This is a genomic window from Mammaliicoccus sp. I-M35 (genome assembly GCF_022386455.1).
Taxonomy (GTDB): domain Bacteria; phylum Bacillota; class Bacilli; order Staphylococcales; family Staphylococcaceae; genus Mammaliicoccus; species Mammaliicoccus sciuri_A.
In genome coordinates, this window is the sequence record NZ_JAJNIL010000009.1 from 13,511 (window position 1) to 31,035 (window position 17,525).

Genomic DNA, 17,525 nt, shown 5'->3' on the forward strand with positions numbered 1-17,525 from the left:
AAAGCCTCTTTTCTTAAAATATGAGTAGTGTAAGGTATAAACCTAAGAGTGTTACAAATAGGACTGGAATAGTAATGATAATTCCAGTTTTAAAGTATGTTCCCCACGAAATCTTCACACCTTTTTGTGTTAAGACATGTAGCCACAATAATGTTGCTAAAGAACCAATCGGTGTTATTTTAGGTCCTAAATCAGAACCTATGACATTCGCATAAATCATACCTTCTTTTAATATACCTGTAGCATTGGATTGACCAATCGCTATTGCATCTATTAAAACAGTTGGCATGTTGTTCATGATTGAAGATAAGAAAGCAGCTATAAAGCCCATACCCATAATACTGCTGAACAACCCATAACTTGAAATATTTGTTAGGATATCCCCAAGAATCGTTGTAATACCTACATTTTTTAGTCCAAACACAACAAGGTACATACCAATAGAGAATACAACAATATTCCATGGTGCTCCTTTAATGACTTGTTTTGTATGAACTGCTTTAGATTTACGAGCTAATATTACAAAGATAAAAGCGATAATACCAGCAATAATTGATACAGGAATTTGGATAAACTCACTAACAAGATATCCAACGAGTAGTACGGCTAATACTACCCAAGAAATCTTAAATAATTTAGGATCTTTAATTGCACTTTTAGGATCTGATAGATTTTCTGTATCGAACGTTTTAGGTATGGATGTTCTGAAATATACCCATAAGACGAGAATACTGGCAATTAGAGAGAATATATTAGGTATAATCATTCGACTAAAATATTCAATAAATCCAATATTAAAGTAATCTGCAGAAACAATATTCACTAAGTTACTTACAATTAAAGGTAGTGATGTCGTATCAGCGATGAAACCACTGGCAATTATAAAAGGAAAAATCACTTTTTTGTTAAATCCTAGATTCCTTACCATCGCTAATACAATAGGCGTTAAGATTAAAGCAGCCCCATCATTTGCGAAAAATGCTGCTACAACTGACCCTAATAACATAATAAAAACAAACATTTTTAAGCCGTTACCGTTTGACGCTTTGACCATATGTATCGCGGACCATTCAAAAAATCCAATTTCATCTAATATTAATGAAATAAGAATAACAGCTACAAAGGTTAAAGTAGCATTCCAAACAATGCCTGTTACTTCTATTACATCTGAAAAACTTACGACTCCTGTAATAATCGCAACGACAGCTCCAATTAAAGCTGTAATACCAATATCTAAACCTTTTGGTTGCCAAATTACAAAGGTTAAAGTTAAAAGAAAAATAGCAATAGCAAAAATTGTCATTAACATTCACCTGATTTCATACTTTTACACAGGCAACGTTGATTAGATGTATTAATAACTTTTAAATTTTGAGTAATATCATCTAAAATAGCGTGATTAAGTTGATACATGTGTTTATTACCATTTTTTCGAGTAGTAACTAAATTGTTATCTATTAATGACTTCATGTGATGACTGAGGGTAGGTTGTGAGAATTGAAAGTGTTCTAACAACTCACAAGCACATAACTCACCACAAGATAATAAATCTAGTATTTCCAATCTACTTGGATCAGAGAAAATTTTGAATATTGATGATAGTTCTTTATAAGACATAAATATACCTCCTAGACATTACATAGACTATCATCTATATTGACTTTTGTCTATGTAATATATTCTAGTGGCTAAATAGAGTTTGAAAATCAGAAAATATGCCGCACCACAACTTGATTAACAAAACCATTGTATATATCTATTAGAAAAATGAGATAACTAAAGAAATATAAAAAGAGTTCCATAATATATTCAAGAAAATCTTGTATCCGAAGATATGGCTGAACACAAATAGATACACAATAAATTTATTATAAAAAAATAAAATAATATAATTATTTAAAATTAGAAAAAACGCATAAAGTTAGTTAATGATAAGCATAATATATCTCAGGTATTATAAAGTTAATTTAAAAAATAATGATTAAATTAGATACTATTCCAATCACTATGTGCAGTAATAGTGAAAATCTTTTAGCTCTAACGAATCATTATAAATTTTATTTGTTTGAGTAAAGCTGAAACTGACATTAAGTTAAAAAATGGAATCGTTTTAATTAATTTATAAGCTTAAATGCTATTACCTAAATATTTGTTAGCGAATATTTAAAAAGGGTATTTACTCTATAGTATGAAAAAGAGAAAAAAAATAAATATGTAGAAAATCAATGATTTAATAAGAATAACCCAAACTATTTAAAGTAAGAACTATCATTTAAAAGTTGAAAGGAATGAATGTTATGGCGCGTATATTATTAACAGGTGCTTCTGGATACATTGGAAGTAATTTGATGAAAAAATTAAAAGTTGAAAATGAAATAATTGCTATTTCAAGAAATATAGAAAATAAAGTAGATGAGAAGAATGTAACTTGGAAGAAAGCAGATATATTTTCATTAATTGATGTTGAAAATGTTATGAAAGATATTGATATTGCTATTTACTTAGTCCATTCAATGATGCCGAATTCTAAGCTTACACAAGCTAAATTTGAAGATATGGATTTTTTATTAGCTGATAATTTTGGAAGAGCTGCTAAAAAAGAAGGTGTTAAGCACATTATTTATATGAGTGGTCTAATACCAAAAGAGGATAATCTTTCTCGACATTTAGAGAGTCGATTAGAATGTGAAAAAGTACTTGGTTCATATGGAGTGCCAGTCAGTACACTTAGAGCAGGTTTAATAGTTGGATCGAACGGCTCTTCATATCCAATTTTAAAAAAATTGACACAACGATTACCATTATTGTTGTTACCTAAATGGGCAAATAATATTACACATCCTATCTATATTGATGATGTCATAAATTCAATTACTAAAGTCGTATCAAGAAGGCCTAAACTAAATGAATCAATTGATGTTGGTGGTCCAGATGAGTTGACATATAAGGATTTATTTAAGCAAACGGCTAGTGTTTTAAATAAAAAAATGCCAATGTTTAATTTGCCGATTATACCTTTGATTCTCTCTAAATACTGGATAAGACTTATTAGCGGTGAAAAGAAAGAAATTGTGTATCCTCTTATGGACAGTTTAGTTCATAATATGAGAATGGATAATAAAAATTATATAGAAGGAATATCCGATGGGAAAACTACATTTAAAGAAAGTGTTAAATTAGCATTAAAAAATGAATCATCGAGTAAGAAAAAGAAAAACAAAAGTAAAACGATAAAAAATGTGAAATCTGTTCAAAGGTTTCGAATACCTACTCATATGACTATAGAAGATATAGCAAATGATTATATGGAATGGTTAAATAATCTTAATAATAAAATAATCTCTACTAAATACATTAACGGTAGATACATGATTTCACTTTTTCCTATAAAGAACCCTATATTAATATTAGAAAAGTCGGACTCCCGTTCAGATGTAAATAGGCAACTTCTCTATATAACTGGGGGAGGATTTTCAAAAAATAAAAATAAAGGTAGAGCGAGAATGGAGTTTCGTAGAGTACTAAATAAAAATGAATGTATAGTAGCTATTCATGAATATGAACCTACACTTCCATGGATTATTTATAAACTAACGCAAGCAAGAATACACTTATACGTTATGACTTTATACAATATACATCTAAAATCAATAGAATATAAAGTTAATAAATTGAATTTAGATAAGATTTAATATCTTTGAATCATAGTGAATATTCAAGGGGGTATATACATGAAAATCTATATTACATTCTTAAAAATTTTAAGGTTTTTTATAAAACAATTTTTAAAATTTTATTGGACTATATGCGGAATAATATCTTACGTTTTGATCAAATATAAAAAAAATTAAGCTAATACTATGTTTAAAGTTGTTATTAAAAGGTAATATAGGATTAAGAGACTAGAGCTCTTGTCATAATAAGTGAAAGCGAGTTGAAGGATTAATTCCTTGCTCGCTTTTTATAAAACTAAATAAATGAAAATTATTTATTTAGCGGACTTTAATATAAAAAATCTATTTAAAGTGTTTTAATTTAAAAAACAGTTTTCAATAAAATAACACCCCACTAATCAGTGAGGTGAAAAGGATTTTCTAAATATGTGTTGAATAGATAACAGATATCAAACATTCAACCTAACTATATTATATATCAAAAAAAGATAAATTTAAATAAAATCAGCCTATTTTTACATGAAATACTATATTAATATTTAAATGGAAATAGACTTTAAATTATATATATTGAAAATGTTTTTGATAGATTAATAACATGACTAATAGAGATGTGCAACCTCTAGAGATAAAAGCAAGTTACTCTAAAAAAGGAGAATAAATATGAATGTAATTGAAACAATAAAAACAATCATAAAAGTGATAACACCAATTATCGGTGGTAAATTTATAGGTAAATTTGCAGTGAAAAACGCGAGAAAAGATTATAAAAATAATGTTAGACCACCTTTTTCACCCCCCGGCTATGTCTTTCCAATTGTGTGGCCAATATTTTATACAACGATGGGCGTAGCTTATGCATTAGTGACTAATAAATCTACTAGTAAGGATTTAAAAGGTGCTTATTACACGCAATTAAGCCTGAATTATCTATGGTCGATATTATACTTCAAATATAAATTACGCTTTAGTGCGTTGATAGAGAGTGTTGTATTACTGGGCGCAGTAGTTACAACAACTGTGAAATTTTTCAATGTAAAAAAAGTTGCTGGCATTTTACTAGTTCCATATATGCTTTGGAGCGCTTTTGCTACTTATTTAACAGCTGGTAATTGGTATTTAAATAAAGATAACCCAAGCTATACAGAGAAATCTGAGAATTAAATTGATGAAAAAGATTATATATATTGCGCTATATTGGTTTATAGTTCAAATGATTATAGCTCAACTTGGTACTCGTATTAGTTATAAGTTCTTAGAAAAGGATAATAAGTATTTTCGAAGTTGGAATTTTGAACAAGAGGGTCAATTATGGCAACAATTAGTTAAAGTGCAATATTGGAAAGATCATTTGCCAGACGGTCAAAATCTTAACCCTAATATCAGTAGTAAAGCGACTTTCGATATATCTAAAAATATGAATGATATACAGCGATTTATATTAGAAACTAGACGTGCAGAGATGGTTCATTTGCTATCCATATTTCCTGTTATTGCGTTTTTTAAAGCGTCAAAAAGCGTTAAAATTATTAATTTCGTATATGTCATTATAGCTAATGTGCCTTGTATGATTGTTCAGCGCTATAATCGCCCTAAGTTAATACGTATTTATAATAAATTACAAAAAAGAAAAGGTGATTAAATGGGAAATAAGAAAGTGGTTGTCATAGGAGGTGGCTTGGGAGGGATTGCTAGCGCAATTTGTATGGCTCAAGCAGGCTATCAAGTGGATTTATATGAACAAAATAAGCATATCGGTGGAAAGGTAAATAGGTTGGACATAGATGACTATGGATTTGATCTCGGTCCATCAATTTTAACCATGCCTAAAGTATTTCAACGCTTATTTCAACGATGTGATGAAAGGCTAGAAGATTATGTTAGTATTCGTAAGTTAAGTTTACAGATTAGAAACGTTTATCCAGATGGCCAAATTTTAGATTTATATGAATCCATGGAAGATATATTAACAAATAATGAATCGTTAACAAATAAAGATATAGAGCAACTTTCTTCGTTTTTTAGTTACGCACAAAAGATACATCAAGTTGCTGAAAAAAGTTACTTTGATAAGGGATTAGATACGATGTTTGCAATTATTCGTTATCATGGTACGTTTTCAGCTTTAAAGCAATTCGATTATTTTCATACAATGCAACAGGCCATTAATAAAAGGGTGGATAACCCATATTTAAGAGAAATGCTAGGTTATTTCATAAAATATGTAGGCTCCTCATCTTATGATGCTCCGGCTGTATTGAGTTTATTACCTCAAATGCAACATGAGGAAGGTTTGTGGTACGTAGATGGTGGCATTCATAATTTAGCGGAAGCGATGGAACAATTAGCGAGAAAATTAGGTGTGGGCATACATTTTAACACCCCTGTAAAACGTATCAATTATAATAGTCAAAATAAGGTGACAGGGATTACAATAGAAAATAATGAGGAAATATATGCAGATTACATTATATCTAATATGGAAGTAATCCCTGTTTATAAATATTTATTGAATTTTGATGCAAATCAAATAAACAAATTGGAACGTAAATTTGAGCCAGCTAGTTCAGGTTATGTCATGCATCTTGGTGTGGACAAAAGTTATCCAGAGCTTCAACATCATAACTTTTTCTTTTCAAGTAATTCTAAAGTTAATTATGATCAAGTTTTTCACCAGTATGTTTTGCCTGAAGATCCGACTATTTATGTAGTGAATACAAATAAAACAGATAAGACACAGGCGCCAGAAGGACACGAGAATATAAAAATATTGCCACACATACCATACATTCAGAATAAGTCATTTAGTGAAGCAGAATATCTGCAATTCCGAGAACGTATATTGAATAAATTAGAGTCTATGGGCTTAAAAGATTTGAGAAGGCACATTGTATATGAAGATATATGGACGCCACATGACATTGAAAATACATACAATTCTAATAAAGGAGCTATATATGGCGTAGTTTCTAATAGGAAGAAAAATAAAGGTTTCAAGTTTCCTAAAAAAAGTCAGTACTTCAAAAATTTGTACTTTGTAGGTGGTTCTGTAAATCCTGGCGCTGGTATGCCTATGGTCACTTTGAGTGGTATGCAAGTAGCAGAAGCTATTATTAATGGAGAAAGTAGTTGAGGCTGAATGATACTTTATATAATAGCAATAGTATTGACGATGCTATCACTAATAAGTGGAATGTGTATGTATGCGCGTCGAGCGATTATAAATAACTCAGGAAAAGAAAGAGGTCAGACAGCCGTTAGTGTTATTGTACCTGCTAGAAATGAAGCGGAGAACTTACCTAAATTAATTAACAGTATAAGTAAAGAGCAAGAAATAGAAGTAATTGTTATGGATGATGGTTCAACTGATGAGACACAAGTTGTTGCTAGATATTACGGTGCGAGCGTATATACTGTTGAAAATGATACTACATGGCAAGGTAAGTCACATGCTTGTTGGCAAGGTAGCAAATATGCAACGCATGATTTATTGATGTTTGTTGATGCTGATGTTCAGTTTGCTTGTGATGATAGTATTCAAAATATAGCCAATCAATATGATTTACAAGGTGGTAAAGGTTTGTTATCAATACAACCTTATCACAAGATAAAAAAGCTATACGAAAATATATCGGCGATTTTTAATTTAATGACAATCGTAGGTATGAATCAATTTTCAATCACGAAATCAGCAAATAATGAGCAAGGCGCGTTTGGACCAGTCCTTGTGACAAATAAGCAAGATTATAAATTGACACAAGGACATTTGAAAGCTAAAAATCAAATCATTGAAGGTTTTGCAATAAGTAAAGCATATAATCAGCAAGGTTTGCCAGTTAGTTTGCATGAAGGCCAAGGTGTAGTGAATTTTAGAATGTATTCTCAAGGATATAAAGCGCTATTAGAGGGTTGGAGTAAACACTTTGCACTTGGCTCTCAAGTAACTAAAAAGTCTACGCTTACGTTTGTATTTTTATGGCTATTTGGTTCACTTACAACAGTTTTAGCGATAATTTTTTCAATTAATTTAGGCTCGTTATATATATTATTAGCTATTACTCTATATTTTATATATGCGATACAATTTCATATATTTATTCGAAGAACAGGAAATTTTAATATCGTTGCGAGTTTATGTCCTCCACTGCTCTTCATATGCTTTGTCGTGATATTTTTTAAATCATGGTTAGATATCAATGTATTCAAACGTATATATTGGAAAGGCCGTAGAATAGATTTATAGCTTAGTTTTTTATACAAATGTCAAGAAGTTCTATGCTTACTGAGGAGGCCAATAAAATGAATCAATTAGAGAGAGATTATAACCATTGTCACAATATAATGAAAGAACATTCAAAAACGTTCTCATATGCCTTTGATTTTTTGGATTTAAAAAGGAAAAAAGCAATTTGGGCTATTTATGCAGTTTGCAGAATTATAGATGACAGTATTGATAAATACAAAGACCTTGAGCAATTAGACGGCATATCTAGAGATTTAGATGTGATTTATAGCGATTGTGATCATATTCAAGCGTATCAAAGTGATGCAGCTATTATGAATGCTTTAAGTAATACATTGAATACATATTCAATACCTAAAAAACCTTTTGAATCTTTAATTCAATATGTGAAGGAAGATTTAGTTTTAAAAGAAATGAAAACTGATTCAGATTTATATGACTATTGCTATGGTGTGGCAGGTACTGTCGGTGAATTGTTAATTCCTATATTAAATTCATCAAATGAAAATAATTTCGAGCAAGCTGAAGAAGCTGCGATTGCTTTAGGCAAGGCAATGCAAATAACTAATATTTTAAGAGATGTCGGCGAAGATTTTCAAAATGGAAGAATTTATCTAAGTGTAGAAAAATTAGCTCAATATCGAGTTAATCTACATTCTATATATTATGAAGGAGTTACGCGAAATTATATAGAACTGTGGGAAAGATACGCTACAGAGGCAGTTAGGTTATATGATATTGCATTAAACGGTATTAATTATTTTGACGAAGAGGTACGTTACATTATCGAATTAGCTGCGATAGCTTATCATGAAATACTTGTGGAAGTAAGGAAGGCAAACTATACGTTGCATAAGAAAGTATATGTAAGCAAATTGAAAAAAATGAAAATTTATCGTGAACTTAGTGCGAAATATAATAGGAGTGAAACATTATGAAGATTGCAGTTATAGGTGGCGGTGTTTCAGGTTTAGCTGCAGCTTCAAGATTAGCTGCAAACGGTCACCAAGTAGATTTATATGAAAAGAACCAACAAATAGGTGGCAGGATGAATCAAATCAAGCAAGATGGCTTTACATTTGATATGGGACCGACCATCGTTATGATGCCTGAGATTTATCGAGACGTTTTTAATTACGCTCAAAAAAATATGAATGATTACTTGGAAATTAAACAATTATCACATATATATGATGTTTATTTTAGTGAAACAGATCAAATTCGCGTTCCTACAGATCTTGCTCAATTAAGAGATATGCTTGAAGGTATTGAACCTAATTCTACACATGGTTTTATGTCTTTTTTAACAGATATATACGAAAGATACGAAATAGCACGAAAATATTTTCTAGAACGTACGTTTAGGAAACCTACGGATTTTTATAATCCTTTTACTATATATCAAGGTATGAAACTCAAAACATTTGATAAAGCAGATAATTTAATTGAAAAATATGTTGATAATGAAAAAATCCAAAAGATTTTAGCGTTTCAAACATTATATATAGGTATCGATCCTAAACGAAGTCCGTCATTGTATTCAATTATACCCATGATAGAGTTAATGTTTGGTGTTCACTTTATAAAAGGTGGTATGTATAGCTTTGTCAGAGCGCTTCAAACGCTAAATGAAGAATTAGGTACTCAAATTTATACAAACGCAAATGTTGAAGAAATAATCATTGATAGTAAGTATAAGCGTGCGGAAGGTCTAAAAGTAAATGGACGTATAGAAAAGTATGACAAAATAATTTGTACTGCTGATTTTCCATATGCTACCTCATCTTTAATTAAAAATGAGCATCATCCTAAGAAGTATACGACACAGAAAATTGATAATATGGATTATTCTTGCTCAGCCTTTCTAATGTATATAGGGGTCGATAAAGATTTGTCAAAAGATATCTTGTTACATAATGTTATATTTTCAAAAGATTTTGATAACAATATCAATGAAATATTTTCAGGGGAAATATCCCAAGATCCTTCAATATATGTATATGCTCCTAGTGTGGAAGATAAGTCGTTAGCACCAGAAGGACAGACAGGTATTTATGTGCTTATGCCCGTTTCAGAATTGAAAACAGGCGATACGGATTGGTCTGATGAATCAACAATCACACAAGTGAAAGATATTATTTACAGTAAGCTTTCTACGATTAAAGCGTTAGAAGACTTGAAAAAGCAAGTTGTGACAGAAATTATTTATACTCCTAAAGATTTTGAAGGAGATTATAATGCTAAATTTGGAGCGGCCTTTGGTTTAATGCCTACTTTAGCACAAAGTAACTATTACAGACCGCCTAATGTGAGCAGAGATTACAAAAATTTGTACTTTGCTGGAGCTAGTGTTCATCCAGGGGCAGGAGTGCCAATTGTACTGACGAGTGCTAAAATTACAGTTGATGCTATGTTAGAAGATATTAATAATGGTATATAAAAAACGCTTAAAATCACTTTTTAATAATGTGATTTTAAGCGCCTTTTTAACTAATCGAACGTAATGGTTTGTGGTGTGTCTAATTTTTTATCGTTCATAATTTTTATGGATTTTGGTATTACTCTAATTACACACAAGTTTGGATCACCCTTAGAGTCAAAAAAGGACTTATCTTGTTTGTTCCAAATCCAATCAATAGTCTCTTGATCTTTCAGTATTTCAACAGTCGCATCAATTTCTAGAAAACTACGATTATTCGTTTCATCGTAACCTATAAGTACATGAGCTTTGGGATTATCTTTAAATTCAGCAATTTTTTTAGACTCAATACTTGTCTTAGTATAAAGTGTGTGTCCATAATTATAAAATACCATGTATCTACTATTAGGTGTATTGTTATGTGCAGTAGATAGGACACCTATTTTTGATGTATTTAATATATTTTCAATTTCATTTTGTAATTGTTCGTTATTCATAATTTGATCACCTCTGATAATAATATACCCTGAAGTTGCCTATAATATGTAAGGTATAAAAATTTATTTTATTTTTTAGTGAATTATACAACAGTTAAAACGGGTATATGATTGAAAACACAATCTTAAGTTAAAGGACAATTATAAAGTGAATTTGTATAAAACAAGTTGGGAGGCAATAAAATGCATTTAGGAGTCATACTTAACAGAGTTTTTAGAATGAAAGATAATCCACTTTTTCAATATATAGTGAAGCATCAAAATGAGATAAATAAATTGTATTTTATCTTACCTTTAGAAGATTTAACTGACGCATCAGAAGTAAAACGTGACTATTACCATAAAGTTGTAAAAGGATTTGTAAATGCTTTAGATAAGCATGATATACAACCTCATATTGTCACATATGAAAAGCTAGGTGAATTAGCCGAAACATTGGCGTTATCTCACGTATTAGTAGCAAAAGATATTATGAGTTATCACAAAGAAATATATGACTATCCTCATGTAAAAAAGGCTTTTGAAAATCACCAAGTTACAGTAATTGGACAGCGCGTGAATCATTATTTTGAGCCAACAAAGACTTTTAATAAACAGCAACAGCCTTATAAAGTATTTACTAGTTTTTATAAAGCAAATCGTAAAGATTTAGTAAATACACCTAAAAAAAATTATCAATTTAAGCATTTGAGCCAAATTACTGAAAAGGGTTCGAATCAAATTGACTTAAATTTTAAAAATAATAAAGATTTAGAACAGTTAGCGCGCAAAGCATGGGGTGAATTTTTAAATGGTAACATAGCTCATTATGATAAATTGATTGACGATGTATCGCAGGATTTTGTGAGTGGTTTTGGTAAATATTTAGCATATGGTCTACTCGATATTCGTGAAATTATAAATGATTTACTTGAAGGTTACGATAGTGATGAAACAAATTATGAAGCTTTTATAAGAGAGGTTATATTCCGTGAATTTTATTATGTATTAATGACACAATATCCAGAAACGGCAACTAAATCTTTTTATGAAAAATATCGCAACATGCAATGGTCATATAATAAAACACATTTTGAAGTATGGAAAAAAGGTCAAACTGGCTACCCAATCGTTGATGCTGCAATGATAAAATTAAATCGTACAGGATATATGCACAATCGTTTAAGAATGATCGTATCACAATTTTTGACTAAAAATTTATTTATCGATTGGACTTGGGGGGAGGACTATTTTAGAAAGTATTTGATAGATTATGATAATGCATCTAATGTACATGGTTGGCAATGGTCGGCATCAACTGGGACAGATGCAGTGCCTTATTTTAGAATGTTTAATCCTATCCGACAAAGTGAAAAATTTGATTCTAATGGTTATTTTATTAAATCTGAAATTGAATTATTTAAAGAAGTACCGACACATTTTATACATAATCCTACTCTATATCGGAGTGAGCTTTATGAAAAATATAATATTGAATTTGATAAAGACTATCCTAATTCAATCGTAAATCATAATGAAAGCAGAAAATATGTTTTAGAAAAATTTAAATCTATAAATAAATATTAATTTAAAAAACACTCCATAAATAAAAGATAGGAGTGTTTTTATTTTTTAATTTTTAAATCATTTTCATTTGATAGTTTAAATTCTTCATTACTTTCAATGTTTTCAATATCTTCAATATCTTCAGAAATTGAATCTAATCTTTTGTGAATCTCTTCTTCAGTCCATCCAGTTTCTTTTAAATGCTTATTAATATTCACAAAATCAACTCCTATAATTTATCTATCCTATATATTTGTAACAAATATTTCATGAATTATTAGCTAATTCAAAACGTATATTATAAGATAAATTTCTATTTACTATATGTTGGTCAACCCCTTTATTTGTGCCTCTGTTTAAATGGGTTGCTTTGTATTGATTAGAAAGTTGCCAGTTATAAAAATCTTGCCTATCTAACCATAAAGTTAATATTATATAGTGCTCATTTTCATTGTGTGGTTCTAAAAACCTTAAAGCTTTATAACCTGTTACGGTATTTAGTCTTTTGAATCTATTTAAAAATTTATCTTTAAAATCATTTTGTCTATTGCTATTTACATATAAATGGTTCATAACACAGAAATAATTATTGTTTAAATTACCATCTTTCTCTAAAATACTATATGATTTTTGACAATTATTTTTGATAATTTGTATTGAATTGTTTTTTTCATGGATCACATAAGATTGATTCGAATTAAAAATAACCATTATTAACCTCTCTATTCCATCTAATAATATACTTATTGTAACATTGTTTATAAAACCAAACCATTATAATAGATAGTATTAGCAGTTTAAAAAAATTTTTATTTTACTAAAAATATGATGAGGTCTATTTATTTAAAATTTAAATTGAACTTTATCTTAGCAGAATCACTAATTAGGGGAAAGTTATCATAAGTAGGTGGGGGAATTTCATAAATTATTAGGTAATATTATGGATGTTATGAGTCAATAAACTTTAAGCTTTTGATTAAACATTATTAAAAGCAATCATATTTTTTGGAAAGAATATGATAAAATAATTAATTATAAAAACTACTATTATTATGAGACTAAAACCGTTCGTATAATTAAGGAGTGATTTGATGGATAAAGTGGAAACATATAGAACTGAAAAAGAAAATACACATTTTGATAGAAAGGAAGCACGTATTGATGATAAAAAAATTTTATGGCATGTTAATGGGTTTGCTAATGCTGAGGGTGGAAAATTAGTACTAGGAATTAGTGATAATGGTAAAATTACTGGATGCAAATCATATGAGGGTAGAAGTGCCGAAGAAATCAAACGAATTATTAATAATAGTATGAATCCAGCAATTGATTTTGAAGTTAATGAAATAGCTATTGAAGAAGATTATATAATAGAAATTGATGTACAACCTAAAACCGATTCTGTAGTATCAATTAGAGACAGTGGAGATGTGTATTTAAGACAATCAGATAAAACTGATAAACTTAAACATGATAGAGTTCTTGCTTTACAATACGATAAAGGTCAAAGATCGTATGAAGATGAAATTAATCAAAGGTTCGATATAGAGGACTTGAATACTGATTTATTTGATAAATACAGAGAAGTAATGAAATCAGATATTTCTAATGAAGACATTTTAAGTATTAGAACAGGATCAAGTAAAAAAGGTTATACTAATTCTGCAATATTAATGTTTGCAAAAAATCCAGAAAAGTACATACCTAATTCTAGAGTTCGTTTCATTAGGTATGAAGGTACTACACAAGAAACAGGTTCAAGGTTGAATATTGTTAAAGACCAAACTTTCGAGTATCCTTTACCAATTTTGATAGATGAAGTAAGAAATTTAGTTCAAAGCCAATTGAGGGATTTTAACAGTTTAGACAAAAGTGGAAAATTTATATCAGTTCCTGAGTATCCAGAATTTGCTTGGCTTGAAGGGATAGTCAATGCAGTAGTACATAGAGACTATTCATTAACAGGGGACTGTGTGAAAATTTTGATGTTTGATGATCGTTTAGAGATATTAAGTCCAGGTAAATTGCCAAGTATGGTTAATCTTGAGAATTTAAAATATACTCGTTTTTCTAGAAATCCTAGGATTGCTCGCTTGATGGCTGATTTTGGTTATGTTAAAGAATTAAACGAAGGTGTTAAGAGAATATATGATGAAATGAATGATTATTTCTTAAAAGAACCAGAATATTCAGAGCCTGCTAATAAGTCAGTGAAGCTTAAACTAGAAAATAATATAGGTACTAGACGAACTAGAAAAAATGATAAAATTAGTAATCATATCACTGAAGAAGTGATGGATAACTTGACTGAAGATCAAATTAAAATCATTCAATTTTTATATCCGTCTAACAAGATTAATATAAAGAAAGCAAATAGTGTACTGGGAAAAAAGGATGCATATTCTAGAAAAATTTTGACTGGACTAGTTAGTCAAGGTTTATTAATTTGGAATGGAAGTAGTAAACAAGATCCAACTCAATATTATTCGTTAAAAGAGTAACGAGGAGTAACGAGGAGTAACGAGGAGTAACGAGGAGTAACGAGGAGTAACGAAGAGTAACGAGGAGTAACGAAGAGTAACGAGGAGTAACGAAGAGTAACGAGGAGTAACGAAGAGTAACGAGGAGTAACGAAGAGTAACGAGGAGTAATAAGTAGTTATTATTTAATTGGTTTCTTTTTGCATTTTGTATTAAACTTCTCATTCTATTTACATACAACCCAAAAACCGCCCGATCCTGCAGCTCACTACTACAGATCGGGCGATTATTTTATAGAATTATAAATGAATCTTTTCTGTTGAGTAGAAATACAACTCTTTTTTAGGGTGTACAAATATCGAAATGATAATGAGTACGCCTATTTTACCAACTATCATTAGCAAAATGAGTATAATTTTAGACATTGAATTTAAATCAGCGGTTATGCCAGTTGAAAGTCCAACCGTCGCAAAAGCTGAAATCGTTTCAAATAATACCTTTGTTGTATCAAGCTTTGGATTTTGAATTAAAATACTCAATGTTGAGATAAAAATTAAAGAACTTGATAAAAAACATACAGTTATTGCTTTATTTATTTGTTCCGTCATAATACTCTTCTTAAATATATGTGGATGTGTCTGACCTTTTAATAAAGAATATAAATATACGATAATGATAGCAAAGGTCGTAACTTTTATACCACCACCTGTACTCATAGGTGCGGCACCAATAAACATTAATAAATCAAATATAAATAGAGTAGAGTCGTGTAATTGACCTATGTCAACGGTATTGAATCCAGCAGTTCTAGTTGATATTGATTGGAAAACGGATTTAAACATTTGAACAATCCAATTATCGTTTTTTAATACGTTATTTGCTTCTAATAACCAGAATGAAAGTGATCCAATCGCGATTAATATGGCTGTAGTAGTTAATACGATTTTTGAATGTAGACTTAATTTACTCAAGCGATTAGCTTTCCACAAATCTAATATAACAATATAACCTATACCACCAATTACAATTAACAATGGAACAATGACGTTAACAATTAAGTTATCACTGTAACTCATCAGACTATCTGAAAATAAAGAAAAACCGGCGTTATTGAATGATGATATAGAAGTAAATATACTGATGAACCCACCTTTAACAATACCGTGATCTGGAATGAAAACCATGGATAAAAAAATAGCACCCAAAATCTCGATAATAAAGCTGAATAATACAAGACGTATAGTTATATTTAGTAATCCTGAATCATTATCAAGACTCCACGTATACTTTAATAGTTCTCTATTTTTGTACGAAATGTTTTTTCTAGTGAAAATCATTATAAAAATCATTAAAGTAACAATTCCTAACCCACCAATTTGAATCAGTAAAAGTATTACCAAATATCCTAATTCATTGAACTGGTTAGGTATATCAACAGTTGAAAGCCCTGTTACTGTAAATGCACTTGTAGCGATAAAAAAAGCATCAACAAAATCAATAGGTTTTCGTCCAGTAACTGGCAAGTAGAGTAATATTGAACCTATGATTGTAGTCGTTAAAAATAGTGTCAGATAAATCATAGTAACTTTGAATATAGTATTCATTTTTTTATCACCTGCATTATAAGATATAAAGATAATAGTCCTATTAATAAAAAATAGCAATAAATTTATAAATAAAATAGAAAACATTAGCTAGCATATCAGGTGGTGCTCTAGAGGAGAAAATGAATATAGCGAGGAAGAATTTTTAAAAGCTTTTGAAGAAATTAAGTTATTTTATAACATATGAAAGAATAAAAACTCAGATTAAGACATACATTATGTCCTAGCCTGAGTTTTTTATTATTGTGCTGTATATCCGCCGTCTATTAAGATAGATTGACCAGTTACGCTTTTGGCTTTGTCACTGGCAATGAATACGGAATAGTCTGCTACGTCTTGTATGTCGACAAGTCGTTTTTGAGGAATCATTGGGAATAATACTTCATCAAGTACTTGATCAACACTTACGTTTCTTGTTTTGGCTAAGTCTTCCATTTGACCACGTACAAGTGGTGTATCAATGTAACCTGGGCATATGGCATTTACCGTGATACCGTCTTCTGCAGTTTCTAATGCAGTGACTTTTGTTAAACCGATAATTCCATGTTTGGCACTGTTATATGCAGATTTTCCTGAGAATCCGATAACGCCATTAATAGAAGACATATTTAAGATGCGACCAAATTGTTGTTTTTTCATAATAGGTAATACATGTTTCGTCATGATGAATGTACCCACTAACATAATATCAATCATTTGTTTGAATTTAGCTGTTGGGAAATCCTCAATATTTGAGACATGTTGTAAGCCTGCGTTATTTACTAAAACATCTATACGACCGTAATGTTTTTCAGTTTCATTGACAAGGTTTATGACATTATCTTCATTCGAAACATCTGCTGGAATACCGATACAGTCAAACCCTTTATCTTTAAAGTCACGCACGACGTTGTCTAAATTAGCTTTATTAATGTCTGTGAATACTACTTTTGCACCTTGGTTTAAAAATTCTTTAGCGATTTCTAAACCAATACCACTAGCAGAACCTGAAATAATCGTAACTTTATCTTTTAACATCGAAATCCCTCCATATTTTTCTCTATATATTTAGTTTACTTCTACA

The 17,525-nt window shown here is 30.0% G+C and carries 16 protein-coding genes; 9 read left to right on the forward strand and 7 right to left on the reverse strand.

Annotated elements, in window-relative coordinates; all coding sequences use genetic code 11:
• Positions 1-13: 13 nt before the first annotated feature.
• Together arsB and LQ679_RS10745 are read right to left on the reverse strand one after the other, a co-directional pair.
• Complete coding sequence (arsB, locus tag LQ679_RS10740) at positions 14-1,303, reverse strand: arsenite efflux transporter membrane subunit ArsB (protein WP_058611745.1); 1,290 nt, start codon at positions 1,301-1,303, stop codon at positions 14-16.
• Positions 1,303-1,617: an ArsR/SmtB family transcription factor gene (locus tag LQ679_RS10745; RefSeq protein WP_058611746.1), complete on the reverse strand. Its 315-nt coding sequence runs from the start codon at positions 1,615-1,617 to the stop codon at positions 1,303-1,305. Before LQ679_RS10745 ends, arsB begins: the two co-directional genes overlap by 1 nt.
• 680 nt (positions 1,618-2,297) lie before the next feature.
• On the opposite strand from LQ679_RS10745, the gene LQ679_RS10750 reads away from it, so the two are divergent.
• From LQ679_RS10750 to LQ679_RS10780, 7 genes are all read left to right on the forward strand, one after another.
• Entirely contained in the window at positions 2,298-3,692 is a 1,395-nt protein-coding gene (locus LQ679_RS10750) for an NAD(P)H-binding protein (protein ID WP_058611747.1), read from the forward strand.
• A gap of 645 nt (positions 3,693-4,337) precedes the next feature.
• Positions 4,338-4,838 (forward strand): TspO/MBR family protein, encoded by a 501-nt coding sequence (locus tag LQ679_RS10755; protein WP_025907145.1) that lies wholly within the window; start codon positions 4,338-4,340, stop codon positions 4,836-4,838.
• Positions 4,839-4,842: 4 nt separating this feature from the next.
• Positions 4,843-5,316, forward strand: coding sequence for a glycosyl-4,4'-diaponeurosporenoate acyltransferase CrtO family protein (locus LQ679_RS10760; protein WP_037560298.1), 474 nt, complete (start codon positions 4,843-4,845; stop codon positions 5,314-5,316).
• The gene (locus LQ679_RS10765; RefSeq protein WP_058611748.1) at positions 5,317-6,807 is read left to right on the forward strand and encodes a phytoene desaturase family protein; all 1,491 of its coding nucleotides are present in this window, start codon (positions 5,317-5,319) and stop codon (positions 6,805-6,807) included. It abuts the gene before it with no gap.
• A gap of 66 nt (positions 6,808-6,873) precedes the next feature.
• Complete coding sequence (locus LQ679_RS10770) at positions 6,874-7,917, forward strand: glycosyltransferase family 2 protein (protein WP_239762730.1); 1,044 nt, start codon at positions 6,874-6,876, stop codon at positions 7,915-7,917.
• A 56-nt stretch (positions 7,918-7,973) separates the two neighbouring features.
• Positions 7,974-8,855 (forward strand): phytoene/squalene synthase family protein, encoded by an 882-nt coding sequence (locus tag LQ679_RS10775; protein WP_058611750.1) that lies wholly within the window; start codon positions 7,974-7,976, stop codon positions 8,853-8,855.
• Positions 8,852-10,357: a phytoene desaturase family protein gene (locus tag LQ679_RS10780; RefSeq protein WP_058611751.1), complete on the forward strand. Its 1,506-nt coding sequence runs from the start codon at positions 8,852-8,854 to the stop codon at positions 10,355-10,357. The genes LQ679_RS10775 and LQ679_RS10780 overlap by 4 nt, the downstream gene beginning before the upstream one ends.
• Before the next feature lie 50 nt (positions 10,358-10,407).
• Here the strand turns inward: LQ679_RS10780 and LQ679_RS10785 are convergent, their stop codons facing one another.
• Positions 10,408-10,833 carry a pyridoxamine 5'-phosphate oxidase family protein gene (locus LQ679_RS10785; protein WP_058611752.1) on the reverse strand — a complete coding sequence of 142 codons (426 nt, stop codon included), beginning with the start codon at positions 10,831-10,833 and terminating at the stop codon, positions 10,408-10,410.
• A gap of 183 nt (positions 10,834-11,016) precedes the next feature.
• Here LQ679_RS10785 and LQ679_RS10790 point away from each other — a divergent pair, with 183 nt between their 5' ends.
• The gene (locus tag LQ679_RS10790) at positions 11,017-12,399 is read left to right on the forward strand and encodes a cryptochrome/photolyase family protein (RefSeq protein WP_058611753.1); all 1,383 of its coding nucleotides are present in this window, start codon (positions 11,017-11,019) and stop codon (positions 12,397-12,399) included.
• Between the two features lie 38 nt (positions 12,400-12,437).
• Here the strand turns inward: LQ679_RS10790 and LQ679_RS10795 are convergent, their stop codons facing one another.
• Both LQ679_RS10795 and LQ679_RS10800 read right to left on the reverse strand, forming a co-directional pair.
• A complete protein-coding gene (locus LQ679_RS10795) occupies positions 12,438-12,596 on the reverse strand; it encodes a hypothetical protein (protein ID WP_158006040.1) in 159 nt (52 codons plus the stop codon).
• A 49-nt stretch (positions 12,597-12,645) separates the two neighbouring features.
• A complete protein-coding gene (locus tag LQ679_RS10800; RefSeq protein WP_058611754.1) occupies positions 12,646-13,089 on the reverse strand; it encodes an antibiotic biosynthesis monooxygenase family protein in 444 nt (147 codons plus the stop codon).
• Positions 13,090-13,469: 380 nt separating this feature from the next.
• On the opposite strand from LQ679_RS10800, the gene LQ679_RS10805 reads away from it, so the two are divergent.
• The gene (locus tag LQ679_RS10805; RefSeq protein ID WP_159316398.1) at positions 13,470-14,879 is read left to right on the forward strand and encodes an ATP-binding protein; all 1,410 of its coding nucleotides are present in this window, start codon (positions 13,470-13,472) and stop codon (positions 14,877-14,879) included.
• A gap of 278 nt (positions 14,880-15,157) precedes the next feature.
• Here the strand turns inward: LQ679_RS10805 and LQ679_RS10810 are convergent, their stop codons facing one another.
• Together LQ679_RS10810 and LQ679_RS10815 are read right to left on the reverse strand one after the other, a co-directional pair.
• Entirely contained in the window at positions 15,158-16,462 is a 1,305-nt protein-coding gene (locus tag LQ679_RS10810) for a TrkH family potassium uptake protein (protein ID WP_239762732.1), read from the reverse strand.
• Between the two features lie 240 nt (positions 16,463-16,702).
• Positions 16,703-17,479 carry a 3-hydroxybutyrate dehydrogenase gene (locus tag LQ679_RS10815; RefSeq protein ID WP_204253114.1) on the reverse strand — a complete coding sequence of 259 codons (777 nt, stop codon included), beginning with the start codon at positions 17,477-17,479 and terminating at the stop codon, positions 16,703-16,705.
• Between the last annotated feature and the right edge of the window lie 46 nt (positions 17,480-17,525).